Source organism: Streptomyces sp. NBC_00005 (genome assembly GCF_045160215.1).
Taxonomy (GTDB): Bacteria; Actinomycetota; Actinomycetes; order Streptomycetales; family Streptomycetaceae; genus Streptomyces.
The window spans coordinates 2,263,366-2,279,016 of sequence record NZ_CP108316.1; the positions used below are offsets into that span (position 1 = coordinate 2,263,366).

At 70.1% G+C, this 15,651-nt stretch carries 16 protein-coding genes; 2 read left to right on the top strand and 14 right to left on the bottom strand.

The genetic code is table 11. The features are described from left to right. Positions 1–24 precede the first annotated feature (24 nt). The 14 genes from OG303_RS10860 to OG303_RS10925 all read right to left on the bottom strand — a co-directional run bounded on the left by OG303_RS10860 (position 25) and on the right by OG303_RS10925 (position 13,963). Positions 25–903 (bottom strand): carbohydrate ABC transporter permease, encoded by an 879-nt coding sequence (locus OG303_RS10860; RefSeq protein WP_405867279.1) that lies wholly within the window; start codon positions 901–903, stop codon positions 25–27. Beyond that, positions 900–1,862 carry a carbohydrate ABC transporter permease gene (locus OG303_RS10865; protein WP_405867281.1) on the bottom strand — a complete coding sequence of 321 codons (963 nt, stop codon included), beginning with the start codon at positions 1,860–1,862 and terminating at the stop codon, positions 900–902. The genes OG303_RS10860 and OG303_RS10865 overlap by 4 nt, the downstream gene beginning before the upstream one ends. 5 nt (positions 1,863–1,867) lie before the next feature. Next, positions 1,868–3,217 carry an ABC transporter substrate-binding protein gene (locus OG303_RS10870; protein ID WP_405867283.1) on the bottom strand — a complete coding sequence of 450 codons (1,350 nt, stop codon included), beginning with the start codon at positions 3,215–3,217 and terminating at the stop codon, positions 1,868–1,870. A gap of 146 nt (positions 3,218–3,363) precedes the next feature. Then, on the bottom strand, positions 3,364–4,359 hold the full coding sequence (locus tag OG303_RS10875; protein WP_405867285.1) for a LacI family DNA-binding transcriptional regulator: 996 nt from the start codon (positions 4,357–4,359) through the stop codon (positions 3,364–3,366). Between the two features lie 46 nt (positions 4,360–4,405). After that, a complete protein-coding gene (locus OG303_RS10880) occupies positions 4,406–5,077 on the bottom strand; it encodes a GntR family transcriptional regulator (protein ID WP_405867287.1) in 672 nt (223 codons plus the stop codon). Positions 5,078–5,119: 42 nt separating this feature from the next. Beyond that, complete coding sequence (locus OG303_RS10885) at positions 5,120–6,121, bottom strand: proline racemase family protein (protein WP_405867289.1); 1,002 nt, start codon at positions 6,119–6,121, stop codon at positions 5,120–5,122. A 16-nt stretch (positions 6,122–6,137) separates the two neighbouring features. Continuing rightward, complete coding sequence (locus tag OG303_RS10890; RefSeq protein ID WP_405867291.1) at positions 6,138–7,028, bottom strand: dihydrodipicolinate synthase family protein; 891 nt, start codon at positions 7,026–7,028, stop codon at positions 6,138–6,140. Continuing rightward, the gene (locus OG303_RS10895) at positions 7,025–8,434 is read right to left on the bottom strand and encodes an FAD-dependent oxidoreductase (protein ID WP_405867293.1); all 1,410 of its coding nucleotides are present in this window, start codon (positions 8,432–8,434) and stop codon (positions 7,025–7,027) included. Before OG303_RS10895 ends, OG303_RS10890 begins: the two co-directional genes overlap by 4 nt. Further along, positions 8,427–8,729, bottom strand: a complete 303-nt coding sequence (locus OG303_RS10900; protein ID WP_405867295.1) for a (2Fe-2S)-binding protein — start codon at positions 8,727–8,729, stop codon at positions 8,427–8,429. The genes OG303_RS10895 and OG303_RS10900 overlap by 8 nt, the downstream gene beginning before the upstream one ends. Then, entirely contained in the window at positions 8,726–9,883 is a 1,158-nt protein-coding gene (locus OG303_RS10905) for an NAD(P)/FAD-dependent oxidoreductase (protein WP_405867297.1), read from the bottom strand. The genes OG303_RS10900 and OG303_RS10905 overlap by 4 nt, the downstream gene beginning before the upstream one ends. Before the next feature lie 52 nt (positions 9,884–9,935). Beyond that, positions 9,936–10,751: an ABC transporter permease gene (locus OG303_RS10910; RefSeq protein ID WP_405867299.1), complete on the bottom strand. Its 816-nt coding sequence runs from the start codon at positions 10,749–10,751 to the stop codon at positions 9,936–9,938. A 50-nt stretch (positions 10,752–10,801) separates the two neighbouring features. Beyond that, on the bottom strand, positions 10,802–11,692 hold the full coding sequence (locus tag OG303_RS10915) for an ABC transporter permease (RefSeq protein WP_405867301.1): 891 nt from the start codon (positions 11,690–11,692) through the stop codon (positions 10,802–10,804). Positions 11,693–11,696: 4 nt separating this feature from the next. After that, positions 11,697–12,899, bottom strand: coding sequence for an ABC transporter substrate-binding protein (locus OG303_RS10920; protein WP_405867303.1), 1,203 nt, complete (start codon positions 12,897–12,899; stop codon positions 11,697–11,699). Between the two features lie 26 nt (positions 12,900–12,925). Further along, complete coding sequence (locus OG303_RS10925) at positions 12,926–13,963, bottom strand: ABC transporter ATP-binding protein (RefSeq protein ID WP_405867305.1); 1,038 nt, start codon at positions 13,961–13,963, stop codon at positions 12,926–12,928. A 128-nt stretch (positions 13,964–14,091) separates the two neighbouring features. On the opposite strand from OG303_RS10925, the gene OG303_RS10930 reads away from it, so the two are divergent. Together OG303_RS10930 and OG303_RS10935 are read left to right on the top strand one after the other, a co-directional pair. After that, positions 14,092–14,817, top strand: a complete 726-nt coding sequence (locus OG303_RS10930) for a FadR/GntR family transcriptional regulator (protein WP_405877179.1) — start codon at positions 14,092–14,094, stop codon at positions 14,815–14,817. A gap of 41 nt (positions 14,818–14,858) precedes the next feature. Then, the gene (locus OG303_RS10935) at positions 14,859–15,620 is read left to right on the top strand and encodes a cache domain-containing protein (RefSeq protein ID WP_405867307.1); all 762 of its coding nucleotides are present in this window, start codon (positions 14,859–14,861) and stop codon (positions 15,618–15,620) included. Positions 15,621–15,651 lie beyond the last annotated feature (31 nt).

The following is a 15,651-nucleotide window of genomic DNA, read 5'->3' on the forward strand; positions in this document are numbered from 1 at the left end:
GCGGACTCTGCGGACGGGGCGGCGTCAGCCCTTCGTGCTGCCCGCGCTGATCCCGGCGATGATGTGCCGCTGGAAGAGCAGGAACATCGCGACCATGGGGATGCTGGTGATCACCATCGCGGCGATAAGCACGGTCAGTTGGATGTTCTGCGACAGCTGGACCAGTGCCACACTGATCGGCTGTTTGCCGGTGTCGGAGAAGACCATCAGCGGCCACAGGAAGTCCTGCCACACGGCGACCAGCGCGAAGATCGACACGACGCCGAGCACCGGTCGCGACATGGGCAGCACGATCGACCAGAGCGTACGCAGCCTCCCGGCGCCGTCGATCTCCGCGGCCTCCAGGACGTCGCGGGGAAGCTGGTCGAAGAACCGCTTGAGCAGATACAGATTGAAGGCGTTGGCGACGGCCGGCAGCCAGATGGCGAGGGGGTCGTTGAGCAGGCTGGTGTGGATCAGGGGGAGGTCGGCGACGGTCAGGTACTTCGGTACGACGAGGGCCTGGGCCGGGACCATCAGGGTGGCGAGGATGCCGCCGAGGATCAACTTGCCGAAGGCGGGCCTGAGTTTGGAGAGGGCGTAGGCGGCGGCCGTGCAGAAGACCAGCTGGAACAGCCAGGCTCCGGCCGCCTGGACCACCGTGTTCCACAGGTGCTGCGGCAGCTGCATGAGGTCCCAGGCGTCGGTGTAGCCGCTCAGGTGCCAGTGCTCGGGGACGATCGTGGGCGGGGTCCGCGCCACCTCGTCCGGCGACTTCATCGCGCCGCTCACCATCCAGTAGACGGGGAACAGGAAGGCGAGCGCGAACAGTACGAGGACGACGGTGAACACGGTCCAGTAGACGGTCCTGCCGCGCGGGCGAGCGAGTGTCGCCGGGGAGACGAGGGTCCGGGTGGCGCTCACGCGTCCTCCTCTCCGGAGCGGGTGAGCCGCAGGTAGACGGCGGAGAAGGCGCCGAGCAGCACGAGGAGCATGACGCTGAGCGCGCAGGCGCCGCCGAAGTCGTTGTAGAGGAACGCGTACTTGTAGATCAGGTAGAGGACGGTGACGGTGGCGTTCTCCGGGCCGCCGCCCGTGATCACGAACGGCTCGGTGAAGACCTGCATGGTCGCGATGATCTGAAGGAGCATCAGCATCAGGATGACGAACCGGGTCTGGGGGATCGTCACGTGCCGAATGCGCTGGAGGAGGTTCGCGCCGTCGAGTTCGGCGGCCTCGTACAGCTCGCCGGGGATGGACTGGAGGGCGGCCAGGTAGATCAAAACGGTGCCGCCCATGTTGGCCCAAGTGGCCACGATGACAAGGGAGATGAGGGCGGTGTCGGCGCCGTTGGACCAGTTCGAGGTGGGCAGGTGCAGGAAGCGCAGCGCCTCGTTGGCGAGGCCGGCTCCGGGGTCGTAGAACCACTTCCACAGCAGGGCGCTGACCACCGGAGGGATCATCACCGGCAGGTAGACCACAACCCTGAAGAGGGCCTTGGCGTGCCGGAGTTCGTTGAGGACGAGGGCCATCACGAAGGGGATCGCGAAGCCGAGCAGCAGGGCGAGCAGCGTGAAGGTGAGGGTGTTGCGCCAGGCGGCGGTGAACTCGGGGTCGTGCCAGACGCGGGTGAAGTTGGCGGTGCCGACCCACTCGGGGGGTGAGCCCGGCGTGTACTTCTGGAAGGCGATCACGACGGCGCGGATCGCCGGGTACCAGGAGAACAGGGCGAAGCAGACGAGGCCGCCGAGGAGGAAGGCGTAGGCGCGGGCCTGGTCGGCGAGGCGGCGCCGCCTCCGGTCCCCTGCCGGGGGCGGCGCCTGCACCGGGCGTACGGCGATCGCCTCGGGGGCGGGCCGACGCGCTGCGGTGGTCCTGGTCATTGCGGTCAGCCCCGCGCCAGGATGCCGTCGATCTTGTCGGAGGCGTCCTTCAGCAGCTGGCCGATGTCGGCGTCCTTCTTGGTGAGCACGGCGGAGACGGCACCGTCGAGGACGGAGTAGAGCTGCTGGGCGTCGGGCGGCTCGATCTTCATCTGGAGGGTGTGGTTGCCCTCCAGGAAGGACTGGTAGTTCTCCACGGGCACGTTGGCGTTGGCCTTCTTGACCTGCTGGTCCTTGGCGTCGGCGGCGCCGGTGAACAGGCGCGGCTCGGGCAGTCCGACCGGGGCGTCCGCCTTCTTGGCGCGGGCGTAGTCGCCGATGAAGCCCTTGCCGGGGGTGAGGAACATGTGGTCGAGCCACTTGAGGCCGGCCTTGATCTGGGCGGGCGTGTCGTGCTTGTTGAACATGTAGCCGTCGCCGCCGATGAGCGTGCCCTTGCCGCCGGGCATGGGGGCGAGGGCGATGTCCTTGTAGTCGCCGCCCTTCTCCTTGACCAGGATCGGGATGTTGTCGGGGGCGGCGAGGTACATGCCGAGCTTGCCCGAACCCATCAGCTGCTGGGCGTCGTTGATGACGAGGAGCTGCTTGCTGCCCATCGAGTTGTCCGTCCACCGCATGTCGTGCAGGTTCTGCAGGACGGCACGGCCCTCGAGGGTGTCGATGGTGGCCTTCTTGCCGTCGGCGCCGACGACGTCGCCGCCCTGCGAGTAGAGCTCGGCGGTGAAGTGCCAACCCCCTTGGTTCTGGGCGCTGTAGTCGGCGTATCCGACGGTGCCGCCGCCGAGCGCGGCGATCTTCTTGGCGTCGGCGCGGACCTCTGCCCAGGTGGCCGGGTGCCGGTCGGGGTCCAGGCCCGCCTTCTCGAAGAGTGCGCGGTTGTAGATCAGGCCCATCGAATAGCCGGTGCGCGGGATGCCGTAGATCTTCCCGTCGACGGTGTAGATGTCGCGCAGCTGCTTCTGGAGGGTGTCGTAGCTCTTCAACTCCTTGATGTACGGGGTGAGATCGGCCGCCTGCCTGATGTCGACGACGTGCCTGGCGTCGGTGAAGTACGTGTAGAAGACGTCCTCCATCTGCCCGCCGGCGAGCTTGGCGTCGAAGGTCTTCGGGTCCTGGCAGGGGAACGCGTCGTGCGCGACGACGTCGATGTCCGGGTTCTGCTTCTCGAAGGAGGCGATGTCCTGTTCGAAGAACCGCCGGTCGACCTTGGCGCTCTTGGGCGGCTCGCAGTTGACCGTGATGCGGGTCTTGCCGCTCGCCGAGTCGTCGTCGCTCGACCCGCAGGCCGAGGCGGTGAGGGCGAGGGAACAGGCGCTGAGCGCGACGAAGGTACGGCGGAACCCGGTGCTTCTCATCGGTGGACCCCTCTGGGCAGGAGCTGGGAAGCCCACGGCGGCGGGCGACGCACACCACCGTGCTGGCGCCGCACACTCAAGCACCGCCGACATCCACCCGCAAGATGTCGCGCAGAATCTGTAATTATTCGACAGCCGGGTGGTTGTCAGGGACGAGGTGCCTGTGCGGTAGACCCCCGGACCACCAACTCCGGCTCGAACAGCAGCTCTTCGGCCGCTACGGCACTGCCGCTGATCTGCGTGTTCAGCAGCTCGACGGCCGCCCGCCCCATGGCCTCGATGGGCTGGCGGACGGTCGTCAGCGGGGGCTCGGTGCAGTTCATGAACGCGGAGTCGTCGTAGCCGACGACCGACACCCGGGAGGGGACGTCCAGTCCCTTGCGGCGCGCGGCCCTGATCGCCCCGAGCGCCAGGGGGTCGCTGGCGCAGATGATGCCCGTGACACCCCGGTCGATGAGCCGGGAGGCCGCCGCGTGACCGCCCTCGATCGAGAACATGGCCCGGGCGACATGCTCGTCCGGGAGGTCCCCCATCGCCTGTGCGGCGGCCAGTTTGCGCGCCGACGGGACGTGGTCGGCCGGACCCAGCACCAGCCCGATCCGCTCGTGCCCCAGCGAGGCGAGGTGCCGCCAGGCCTGCTCCACCGCGACCATGTCGTCGCAGGAGACGCCCGGGAAGCCGAGGTCGTCGATGGACGCGTTGACCAGCACCACCGGGATGTTGCGCTCGGCGAGCTGCCGGTAGTGGTCGTGCGGGGCGTCGGCCTGGGCGTACAGGCCGCCGGCGAACACGACACCGGAGACCTGCTGCTGCAGCAGCAGCTCCACGTAGTCCGCCTCGGAGACGCCGCCCTTGGTCTGCGTGCACAACACCGGTGTCAGGCCGAGCTGGGCGAGGGCGCCGCCGATCACCTCGGCGAACGCCGGGAAGATCGGGTTCTGCAGCTCCGGCAGCACGAGGCCCACGAGCCGTGCGCGTTCGCCGCGCAGCTGCGTGGGCCGCTCGTAGCCGAGGACGTCCAGGGCGGACAGCACCGCCTTCCGGGTGGCCTCCGAGACTCCGGGCTTGCCGTTGAGCACCCGGCTGACCGTGGCCTCGCTGACCCCGACCTTCTTCGCCACCTCAGCAAGTCGTCGCGTCATGCGCGCAAGAATAGCGCAATAAACGCAAACGGCTTGCGTAGTCGCGTCAGTGCCCGGCCCACAGCCCCCGGACGTGGCCCAGGTGCCGGGTCATCACCTCACGCACGGCTTCGGGGTCCCGCGCGAGCAGCGCGTCGAGGAGTTCCACGTGCTCCATGGCGGAGGCCTCCAGCCGCCCCGCCTCGACCAGGGCGGTCAGTCCCCACAGCCGCGAACGACGCCTCAAGTCCCGTACGACTTCCACGAGATGCTCGTTGCCGGCGAGGGCCAGGAGGCCGAGGTGGAAGTGCAGGTCGGCCTCGACGTAGGAGATGAGGTCGCCCTTCTTGGCCGAGGTGACGATCTCCATGGCGAACGGGCGGAGCGCCTTCAGGTCGTCCGGGTCCGCGGTGGTCGCGAGGGCGACCGTCGTCGGGATCTCGATGAGGGACCGGATGTGGGTGTACTCGTCGAGCTGCTTCTCGGAAACGGCGGTGACCCGGAACCCCTTGTTCGGGACGATCTCGACCATGCCCTCCTTGACCAGCTCGAGCATCGCCTCACGCACCGGGGTCGCGGAGACGCCCAGGCGGGGGGCGAGGGCCGGCGCCGAGTACACCTGGCCGGGGCGCAGTTCGCCGGAGATCAGCGCGGCCCGCAGCACGTCCACGACCTTTTCCCTGAAGTTGGGCTTCCTGCCGCCGAGTGAGGGGATGGCGGGGCCTTGCAGCTGGGCCATGATGATCGTCCTCCTTGGGTCACCGGACATTATCGGGGGCGTCTACAGGACGAATCCCGCGGGGAACGGGTCCTCCGGGTCCAGCAGATACTGCGCGGTGCCGGTGATCCAGGCGCGGCCGGTGAAACTGGGCAGGACCGCGGGGCGGCCCGCGACCTCGGTCGCGCCGAGGAGGCGGCCGGTGAAACGGGTGCCGATGAACGACTCGTTGACGAACTCGGTGTGCAGGGGGAGTTCGCCGCGGGCGTGCAGTTGAGCCATGCGGGCGCTCGTGCCGGTGCCGCACGGTGAGCGGTCGAACCAGCCGGGGTGGATCGCCATCGCGTGCCGGGAGTGGCGGGCGGTGGAGCCGGGGGCGTAGAGGTGGACGTGGTGGCAGCCACGGATGGACGGGTCCTCCGGGTGGACGGGCTCCTCCTCGGCGTTGATGGCGTCCATCAGGGACAGGCCCGCCTTGAGGATGTCGTCCTTGCGGGAGCGGTCGAAGGGGAGGTCGAACTGGTCCAGCGACAGGATGGCGTAGAAGTTCCCGCCGTAGGCCATGTCATAGGTCACTGACGATCCGTCAGGCAGTGTCGCCTTGCGGTCCAGCGCGACCGAGAACGACGGTACGTTCCTCAGCGTCACCGCCTTCGCCGCGCCGCCCTCCACCGCCACCTCGGCGACGACGAGTCCGGCCGGGGTGTCGAGGCGGATCGTGGTGACCGGCTCGACGACCTCGACCATGCCGGTCTCGACGAGCACGGTCGCGACACCGATCGTGCCGTGCCCGCATATGGGCAGATAGCCGGACACCTCGATGTAGACGACGCCCCAGTCGCAGTCCGGCCGGGTTGGCGGCTGGAGGATCGCGCCGCTCATCGCGGAGTGGCCGCGCGGCTCGTTCATCAGCAACTGCTTGATGTCGTCTCGGTGTTCGCGGAAGTACAGCCGCCGCTCGTTCATCGTCGCACCGGGGATGGTCCCGATCCCGCCGGTGATCACGCGGGTGGGCATGCCCTCGGTGTGCGAGTCGACGGCGTGCAGGACGAGTTTGCTGCGCATGGTGGTCGGTCCTCCGTTATGCGAGTCCGGCGGCGACGGCCTTCTCGGTGGCGGCACGGACGGCCGCCTCCTGCTCGGGCAGCAACGGCATCCGGGGCGGCCGGACCGGACCACCATGCCGCCCGACCACATCCATCGACAGCTTGATCGCCTGTACGAACTCCACCTGGGAGTCCCAGCGCAACAGCGGGTGCAGCTGCCGGTAGAGGCGGCCCGCGGTGGCCAGGTCCCCGTCGACGGCCGCCCGGTACAACTCGACGCTCGCGGCGGGCAGAGCGTTCGGGTATCCGGCCACCCAGCCCTTCGCACCCGCGATCGCGAGCTCCAGCAGGACATCGTCGGCACCGATCAACAGGTCCAGTTCCGGGGCGAGTTCGGCGATCCGGTAGGCGCGGCGGACGTCTCCGGAGAACTCCTTGACGGCACGGATGTACCCCTCCCCGTGCAGCTTCGCTAGGAGTTCCGGTACGAGGTCGACCTTGGTGTCGATCGGGTTGTTGTACGCCACGATCGGCACCCCCGCCTTCGCGACCTCGGCATAGTGGGCGAGGACCGAACGCTCGTCGGCGCGGTAGGCGTTGGGCGGCAGCAGCATCACCGCGTGGCAGCCGGCGTCGCGCGCCTGCTCGGCCCAGCGCCGGGACTCCGCGGACCCGTACGCGGCGACGCCGGGCATGACGCGCTGCCCGCCGATCGCGTCGACGGCCGTCTCGACGACCTTGGCCCGCTCCTCGGGGGTGAGTACTTGGTACTCCCCCAGCGAGCCGTTGGGGACGACGCCGTCGCAGCCGTTCTCGACGAGCCAGGCGCAGTGCTCGGCGTACTTGTCGTGGTTCACGGAGAGGTCGTCGTTCAGCGGCAGCGCGGTGGCGACGAGGACGCCGCGCCAGGGGCGGTGGTCGGTCATGAGAGCTCTCCATCGGTGGGGTGAGTGTCCTCGCGGGCGAGGACACCGAGCGGTACGGGGCGCGCGAACGGCCGCCGGGACGGGGTGAGTTCGCACCCGGCGAGCCCGGCGACCGCGGGTGCGCACATCCGGCCCTGGCACCAGCCCATGCCGGCCCGGGTCAGCAGCTTGACCGTGCGTACGTCGCCGGCGCCGAGCTCCGCGACGGCCTCGCGGATCGCGCCGCCGGTGACCTCCTCGCAACGGCACACGACGGTGTCGTCGGTGATCTGCTCGGTCCAGTGGGCGGGCGGGGCGTACACGGAGTCGAGCGCGGCGGCGAACTCCCGTAGTCGGGTACGGGACTTCAGGGCCGCGGCCCACTCGCGCGGGTCCGGTGCGCCGCCCCCGAGGCGGGCCGCGGCGGAGCGTCCCGCGATGTGGCCCTCGGCCAGCGCGAGGGCCGAGCCGCCGATGCCGGTGGTCTCCCCCGCGGCCCAGACGCCGGGCACGTCGGTGCGCTGCTCGTCGTCGACGTGGACGTTCAGGCCGTCGAGGCGGCAGCCGAGGGTGTCGGCGAGGTCGGTGTGCGGGAGCATGCCGTGGCCGACGGCGAGGGTGTCGCAGGGGATGCGGCGCTCGGTGCCGGGCCGGACCCGTCCCTCACCGTCGAGGGCGGCGACGGTCACGGCCTCCAGCCGTTCGGTGCCGTGCGCCTCCACGACGGTGTGCCGGGCGAGGGTGCGCACGCGGTGCCGGAGCAACTGGGCGGCGTATCCCGCCCCTTCGGCGACCTTGCCCGGCTGTGCCGCCAGCGCCCGGGTCCGCCGTACGAACGCCTTGGGGGCGGCGGACTCGACGAGCGCGGCGACCTCCACACCCGCCGCCGCGAGGCCGGCCGCCACGGGCAGCAGCAGCGGTCCGGTCCCGGCGACCACGGCGGTGCGTCCGGACACCGCGAGGGTCCCCTTGAGCATGGCCTGGGCGCCGCCCGCGGTAAGGACACCGGGGAGGGTCCAGCCGGGGAAGGGCAGCACCTTCTCGTAGCCGCCGGTGGCCAGGAGCACGGCGTCGGCGTGTACGGCCACCGGGTCCTCCTGCTCGGGGCCGAGCAGCGCGTGCACGGTGAGCCGGTCGGGATGCCGCTCGACGAACCAGACATGATGGTCCGTCAAGTGCCTTGCCGTACCTGCCCTTACGTGCGTGTCGAGCGCGTCCCGCAGCCGTTCCCACGTCCGCCACGCGTGGTGCAGTGCCTGCGGTCGGGCCGCGCGGAGTTCGGCGGCCGGCTGCCGGTAGAACTGGCCGCCCGCCTGCTCCGCCGAGTCGAGCAGGGTGACCCGGACTCCGTGCGCCGCGGCGGCCACGGTCGCGGCGAGGCCCGCCGGGCCCGCGCCGATGACGGCGAGGTGGGGTCGGTCAGTCATCGTGGCCGGTCCCTTCCTGGGTGCGGATCGCGTCGCCCGGCTGCAGGGGAACCAGGCAAGCCCGTTGGCCCGGGCGGTCGTTGACGGTCACCAGGCAGTCGAAGCAGACGCCGATCCCGCAGAAGACGCCGCGCGGGCGGCCCGCGCCACGGGTGGTGCGCCAGGACGTGACGCCCGCCGCCCAGAGCGCGGCGGCGACCGTCTGGCCGGGCAGCGCCTCGATCTCACGGCCGTCCAGGGTGACCGTGAAGGGCGGGCGCGGGTGGGCCTCGGTCAGGTCCAGTGGGGAGCTCACGCGGCCTCCTCGGGGAGGGGGAAGCGGTCGGGGCGGAACGGTGCCGGGTCCAGTTCGGGCGTCTTCGCGGTCAGCGCCTGCGCGATCAGGTGCCCGGTGCCGGTGGCGAGCCCGATGCCCGCGCCCTCGTGCCCGCAGGCGTGGAAGAGGCCGGGAACCCGGGGGTCGGGGCCGATGGCGGGCAGGTGGTCGGGCATGTACGGGCGGAAGCCGGCGTAGGAGCGGATGACGCGGACGTCGGACAGGAAGGGGAACAGCCGGGTCGCGCCCGCCGCGAGGGCCCGCAGGGCCGGCAGCGACAACGACCGGTCGAAACCGACCCGTTCGCGGCTCGCGCCGATGAGGATGGGTCCCGCGGCGGTGCCCTCCACGACCGGCGAGGTCTGCAGCGCGGCCGAGTCGCTGGCCACGTCGGCCACGTAGTCGGCGGCGTACACCTTGTGGTGGACCCTGCGCGGGAGCGGTTCGGTGACGAGGACGAAGCCGCGCCGTGGGAGGACGGGCAGGTGGGTGCCCGCGAGCGCGGCGACCTCGGCACCCCAGGTGCCGGCCGCGTTGACCACCGCCGGGGCGTGGATGACGCCCTGATCGGTGCCAACTCCGAGCACTATCCCGTCCGTTGAGCGCCGGACGTCCGTGACGGTCCGGCCGGTGAGCAGGCGCGCGCCCGAGGCCCGGAGGAGGTGGGCGGCGGCGAGGGCGGGCATGACCTGGGCGTCCTGCGGGTAGTGCACGGCGCCGGGCAGACCGGGGGCGAGATGGGGTTCGAGGCCGTACAGCGCGTCACCCGCGACAGGTTCGGCGACGACTCCGGCCGCACGCTGCTCGGCGGCGAAGCGCTCCAGTGCGGTGAGGCCGCCGGGTGAAGTGGCCACTACGACGCCGCCCTTGGCCTCGTACTCGACGAACTCCCCGAACTCCTGGGCCAGTTCACTCCACAGGCGGTTCGACAGGAGTGCGAGGTCGAGCTCCGGGCCGGGCTCCTTGTCGGACACGAGGAGGTTGCCCTCTCCCGCGCCGGTCGTGCCGCCGGCCACCGGGCCACGGTCCACGACGACGACGTCCAGGCCTGCGCGGGAGGCGTACAGGGCTGAGGCGGCGCCTGTCATGCCGGCGCCGACCACCACGACATCGCAGGTCAGTGGCTGACTCACGCCAGTACTATGTCACATACCACCGAGGGTGGGAACAGTGCGTGAACACGCTTCACACCCGGCTCCCCGTCGCCGTATCCGCCGACAGCCGCTGAGCGACGTAGATCGGGACGACGGACAGCAGAACGAGTACGGCCGCCACCACGTTCACCACCGGTGCCTGCTGCGGGCGGGTCATGTTGTTGAAGATCCAGATGGGGAGCGTCTCGACGCCCGGTCCTGCGGTGAAGGTGGTCACCACGATCTCGTCGAAGGAGAGCGCGAACGCGAGCAGTCCGCCCGCGAACAGCGCCGAGCGCACCAGCGGGAAGGTGACGTCGGCGAAGGCGCGGAAGGTGTTGGCGCCCAGGTCCATCGCCGCCTCCTCGTACGAGCCGGCGGTGCGGCGCAACCGCGCCACGACGTTGTTGAAGACGACGACGATGCAGAAGGTGGCGTGCCCGACGACCACGGTGAACAGGCCGAGGCCCACGCCGAGGGGCGCAAGTACCGTGCCGAAGGCCGAGTTGAGGGCGATGCCCGTGACGATGCCGGGCAGGGCGATCGGCAGGACGACGACGAAGGAGATGGCGTCACGGCCGAAGAACCGGTGCCGGGCGACGGCGAAGGCGATCAGCGTGCCGAGGACCAGGGCGATGGCGGTGGCGCCGAGGCCCGCCTTGACCGAGACCCAAAGGGCTTCCCGCGCACCGGAGTTCTGCCAGGCGACGGACCACCAGTGGAGGGTGAAGCCGGGCGGCGGCCAGCTCGCGCTGCGGTCCGGGTTCAGGGAGTTGACGAGGACGAGCAGGAGCGGGACGTAGATCACGGCGAAGCCGAGGCCGGCGGCGACACGGAGGGCGATACGAGCGGATCGGGTCAGTGGCATGCGACACAGCACCCTCTCGACTCAGTGGTATGTGACACAGCACAGTCCTCTCACAAGCTGCTCAACGCACCCGTGCGCCGCACAGCCAGCAGATACACCACGATCACCACGACCGGCACGGTCGCGAGCGCCGCGGCCATCGGCAGGTTCAGTTCGATGTTGGAGTAGACGAGATTGCCGATCAGCTGGGTCTTGCCGCCGACGATCTGCACGGTGATGTAGTCGCCGAGGCTGAGCGAGAACGTGAAGATCGACCCGGCGGCGACGGACGGCAGCACCATCGGCAGCACCACCGACCGAAAGGTGCGCCAGCCCTTCGCGCCCAAGTCGGCGGACGCGTCGAGCAAGTTGGCGGGCAGCTGCTCCAGCGCCGTGTGGATCGGCAGGATCATGTACGGCAGCCAGAGGTACGTCAGCGTCAGGACGGTGGCCGGGAGTCCGAACCCCGGCCCGCTCAGTCCGAACGGCTTCAGCATCCAGTCGGCGAGCCCGCCCTCGGACAGGATCAGCCGCCAGGCGTACACCTTGACCAGGTAACTCGCCCACAGGGGCGTGAGGATGGCGACCACCAGCAGCGGCCGCCACTTCGGCTTCGCCACGCGGGCGGTGTAGAAGGCGAGCGGGAAGGCGATCACCGCGCACAGGGCGGTGACCGCGAGGGCCACGCCCACGCTGCGCAGGATGACCTGGCGGTAGACGGGCGTGGTGAACAGTTCGCGGAAGTTGTCGGTCGACCAGACCTTCACGACCTCGGAGGTGAAGGAGTTGGTCGTCCAGAAGGCGGAGACGAACAGCACGGCGAGCGAACCGAGGTAGAGCACCGCCAGCCACAGCAGCGGGGCGGTCAGCAGCAGGGTCAGCCGCAGCCGGGGGCGGCGGTGCAGTGCCCCGGCGAGCCGCCGGACGGTGCCCCGCCCGGCGGTCGCCTCGATGGCCGTCACCTGCTCAGCCCTTGATCTCGGTCCAGGCCTGGACCCACTTGGCGTACGGCACGCACTTGACGTCGGTCCGGCCGTCGAGGCACTGCTCGATGGGCGTGTTCCAGAAGGCGATGTTCTTCCAGTAGCTCTCGTCGGCGGCGTGGTACGTCGTGCAGAAGGTCTTGTCGCTGGTGAGGTCGCAGGCCTTGGAGTTGGCGGGCGCCTCGCCGAAGTACTCGGCGACCTGGGCGTTGACCTTCGGCGAGACGATCCAGTTCAACCATTTGTAGGCGCAGTTGGGGTGCTTGGCCTTGGCCGAGACCATCCAGGTGTCGGACCAGCCGGTCGAACCCTCTTTGGGTACGAAGGCCTTGACCTTGGCGCCCTCCTCGGCGGTGAGGTTCGCGATGACCTGCCAGGTGGTGCCGACGACGGAGTCGCCGCTCTTGAAGGCGGAGATCTCCTTGAGGTAGTCGCTCCAGTACTCGCCGATGTCCGCGTTCTGCTGCTTCAGCAGGGCGACGGCGGCGTCGAACTGTTTCTGGTCGAGCGCGTAGGGGTCCTTGATCTTCAACTCGGGCTTGGTGGCCTTGAGATACAGCGCCGCGTCGGCGATGTAGATCGGCGAGTCGTACGCGGTGACGTGGCCCTTGTACTTGGACGCGTCGTCGAAGACCGCGGCCCAGGAGGTCGGCGCGGGCGTGACCTTCTGGGTGTTGTACATCAGCAGGTTGGCGCCGCGGCCGTGCGGGATGCCGTACATCTGGCCGTCCACGGAGTTCCAGGCGCCGTCCTTCAAGCCGGCGAAGATGTCCTTGTAGTTGGGCACGAGCTTGGTGTTGACGGGGGCCGCGTCACCGGAGGCGATGAGGCGCAGGGACGCGTCGCCGGAGGCGGAGACGGCGTCGTACTCGCCGGTCTTCATCAGTTTGACCATCTCGTCGGAGCTGGCCGCGACCTTGGAGTTGACCTGACAGCCGGTCTGCTTCTCGAAGTCGGTGACCCAGTCGACCTTGGGGTCGTTGGAGCCGTCCTCGACATAGCCGGCCCAGGCGATGAGATTGACCGTGCCCTCGGTCTTGCCGAGCTTCGAAGGGGCCTTGAGATCAGGGGGGTTGAGGCCGGTGGCCGAGGAGCCGCCGCCGGAGCCGGAGGATCCGCAGGCGGTGGCGACGAGCAGCAGCGTGACGGCCGAAGCCGCGACCTGGAGGGTTCGGGTGAGACGCACGACGTTCTCCCTACGGGAAGAGGGCTTCAGCGGGTGTCCGGGACCTGGACCGTGTGGCGGCGGTGCCATCGCAGGCGCACCCGGGTGCCGCGGTAGGCGGCCACGTCCTCGGCGGAGGTCTCCAGGTTCTGCTGGAGGGCGGTGAGGCGGCCGCCGGCGTCGAGGTCGACGAGGAAGCGGGTCGCGTCTCCCAGGTAGACGACCTCGGCGACGGTGCCGGTGGCAGTGGCGTGTTCGGGCTCGTCTGCCTCCGCGGACTCCTTGAGCACGCGGATCTTCTCGGGACGGATGCTGTAGATGCCGGGGGTGCCGACGACGCGTTGGGCGGACTCGCCCTCGAGCAGGTTGGAGGTGCCGACGAAGGAGGCGACGAAGGGGGTCACGGGGCGTTCGTAGATCTCGGCGGGGGTGCCGACCTGCTGGATGCGGCCCTGGTCGAAGACGGCGATGCGGTCGCTCATCGTCAGGGCTTCCTGCTGGTCGTGGGTGACGAAGACGAAGGTGATGCCGACCTCGCGCTGGAGCTCCTTGAGCTCGACCTGCATCTGCTCGCGCAGTTTGAGGTCGAGGGCGCCGAGAGGTTCGTCGAGCAGCAGCACGCGGGGGCGGCCGACGAGGGCGCGGGCCAGGGCGACACGTTGGCGCTGGCCGCCGGAGAGCTGGGCGGGGCGCCGTTTGCCGAAGCCTTCGAGGCGGACCTCGATCAGGGCCTTGCGGGCGCGGACCAGGCGTTCGGCCTTGGGGACTCTGCGGATCTTGAGGGCGTAGGCGACGTTCTGCTCGACGGTCATGTGCGGGAACAGGGCGTAGTCCTGGAAGACGGTGTGCACGTCCCGTTCGAAGGGGGCGAGGCCGGTGACCTCCTGGCCGGCGAGTTCGATGCGGCCCGCGGTGGGGATCTCGAACCCGGCGATCAGGCGCAGGACCGTGGTCTTGCCGGAGCCGGAGGGGCCGAGCATCGAGAAGAACTCCCCGTCCCGGATCTCCAGGTCGACCCCGGCCACGGCGGTCGTCTCCCCGAACGACTTCCGCAGATCCTGCAGCCGGATCGCAATTCCCTCCATGGACGGGAACCTTTCTGGCGCACTCGTACGTTGAACGGAAAGATATGAAGTCATAGTTCAAATCTCAAGTCCCCCTTAAGGTAAAGCTTGAGTCAACGCACAAGGTGGTGGCCGTGAAGCAGCAGCAGATGAACGGCGGCGCCCGCAGAGCCGTCTTCACCCCGGTGGACAACCGGGCGCGCGTCGACGCGGTCGTCCGGCGGATCGGCGACGCCATCGAGCTCGGACTGCTCGCCGACGGGGAGCAGCTGCCCGGCGAGAGCGAGCTGGCCGGGCAGCTCGGCGTGTCCACCGTGACCCTGCGGGAGGCGCTGATGGCGCTGCGCCAGCAGGGTCTGGTCACCACTCGCCGGGGCCGCGGCGGAGGCTCCTTCGTCTCGCTGCCCGAGGTGCCCGGCGAGGAGCGGCTCAAGGTGCGGCTGCGCGGCTGGAGCACCGAGGAGCTGCGCGACCTCGGCGACCACTGGGCCGCCCTGTCGGGTACGGCGGCCCGGCTCGCCGCCGAGCGCACGGAGCCGGACGACCTCGCACAACTCAGGCGTACGGCCGAGGAGTTGACGCAGGCGGCGGACGCGGCGGCGCGCAGTCGGGTCTACGGCCGCTTTCATGTGGAGCTGGCCGCCGCCGCGCAGTCGGCCCGCCTGACCCGGGAACAGGTCGCGCTGCAGACCGAGATCGGGGCGGTGCTGTGTCTTGTGCTCGGGGACGACGCATATCGTGAAGAGGTGGCGGACCGTCACCGCTCCGTAATCTCGGCGGTGCAGGATGGGGCCCACGAAACGGCCAGGGAGCTGGCCGAGCGGTGCGTCCAGGAGTCCATGGCGCGGCTCATCACCCTGCGCCTGACCCTGTAGGGGTCGCGCCGCGCCCGGTTCCCGTCCGCTGGAGGGCGCGCATGAGCCTCGCGACGGCAGCAGTCGGCACGGCACCGGAGAGGTCGGTCGCGGCAGGCGTCCGCTCCGCTCTGGAGAGCGTGTTCGACGCCGTGGCCGCCACCGGCGCCGACACGGCTCAGCTGCTGGACCGGGTGGCCGCCGAGGGCCGCCGCCCCGCGACCGTGGACCTCGCCGCACTGCGTCCGGGGCTCCATCTGCGCCTGGCCCGCCACGAGTTGGTGTCCGGCGTCGGCTTCGTCGCCGCACCGGGGCTGCTCAGCGACGTACCGGCCTGGCTGGAGTGGTGGCAGAGCGGTTCGGACGGCGACGTACGGCCGCTGCTCCTCGACCTCGATCCCCAGCAGTCGGCGTACGCGGACTACACGCACTGGGACTGGTTCGCCCTCCCCCGTGACACCGGGGAGCGCGCGGTGGCCGGCCCCTACGTCGACTATCTCTGCTCCGACGAGTACAGCCTCACGCTGTCCGCGCCGGTGCGGATGGAGGGACGGTTCGCGGGAGTGGCCGCGGCGGACGTGTATCTACGGCACTTCGAGGCGGCCGTGATGCCGATGCTGCGCCAACTGCCCGGCCCGGCCCACCTGGTGAACGCGCGCGGCCGGGTGACGGCCTCCGCCGACCCCGCCCATCTCGCCGGATCCCTCACCAAGGGACCGGACTTCGCCGCCGTACTGGAGCGGGCGCGGCCCGGACGATTCCGAGGTCTGCGACTGGTCCCCTGCCGGGACATCCCGCTCGTCCTGGTGATCTCACCGCACTGATGGCGGTGACGATCAGAGTGGGAGGTGGGGG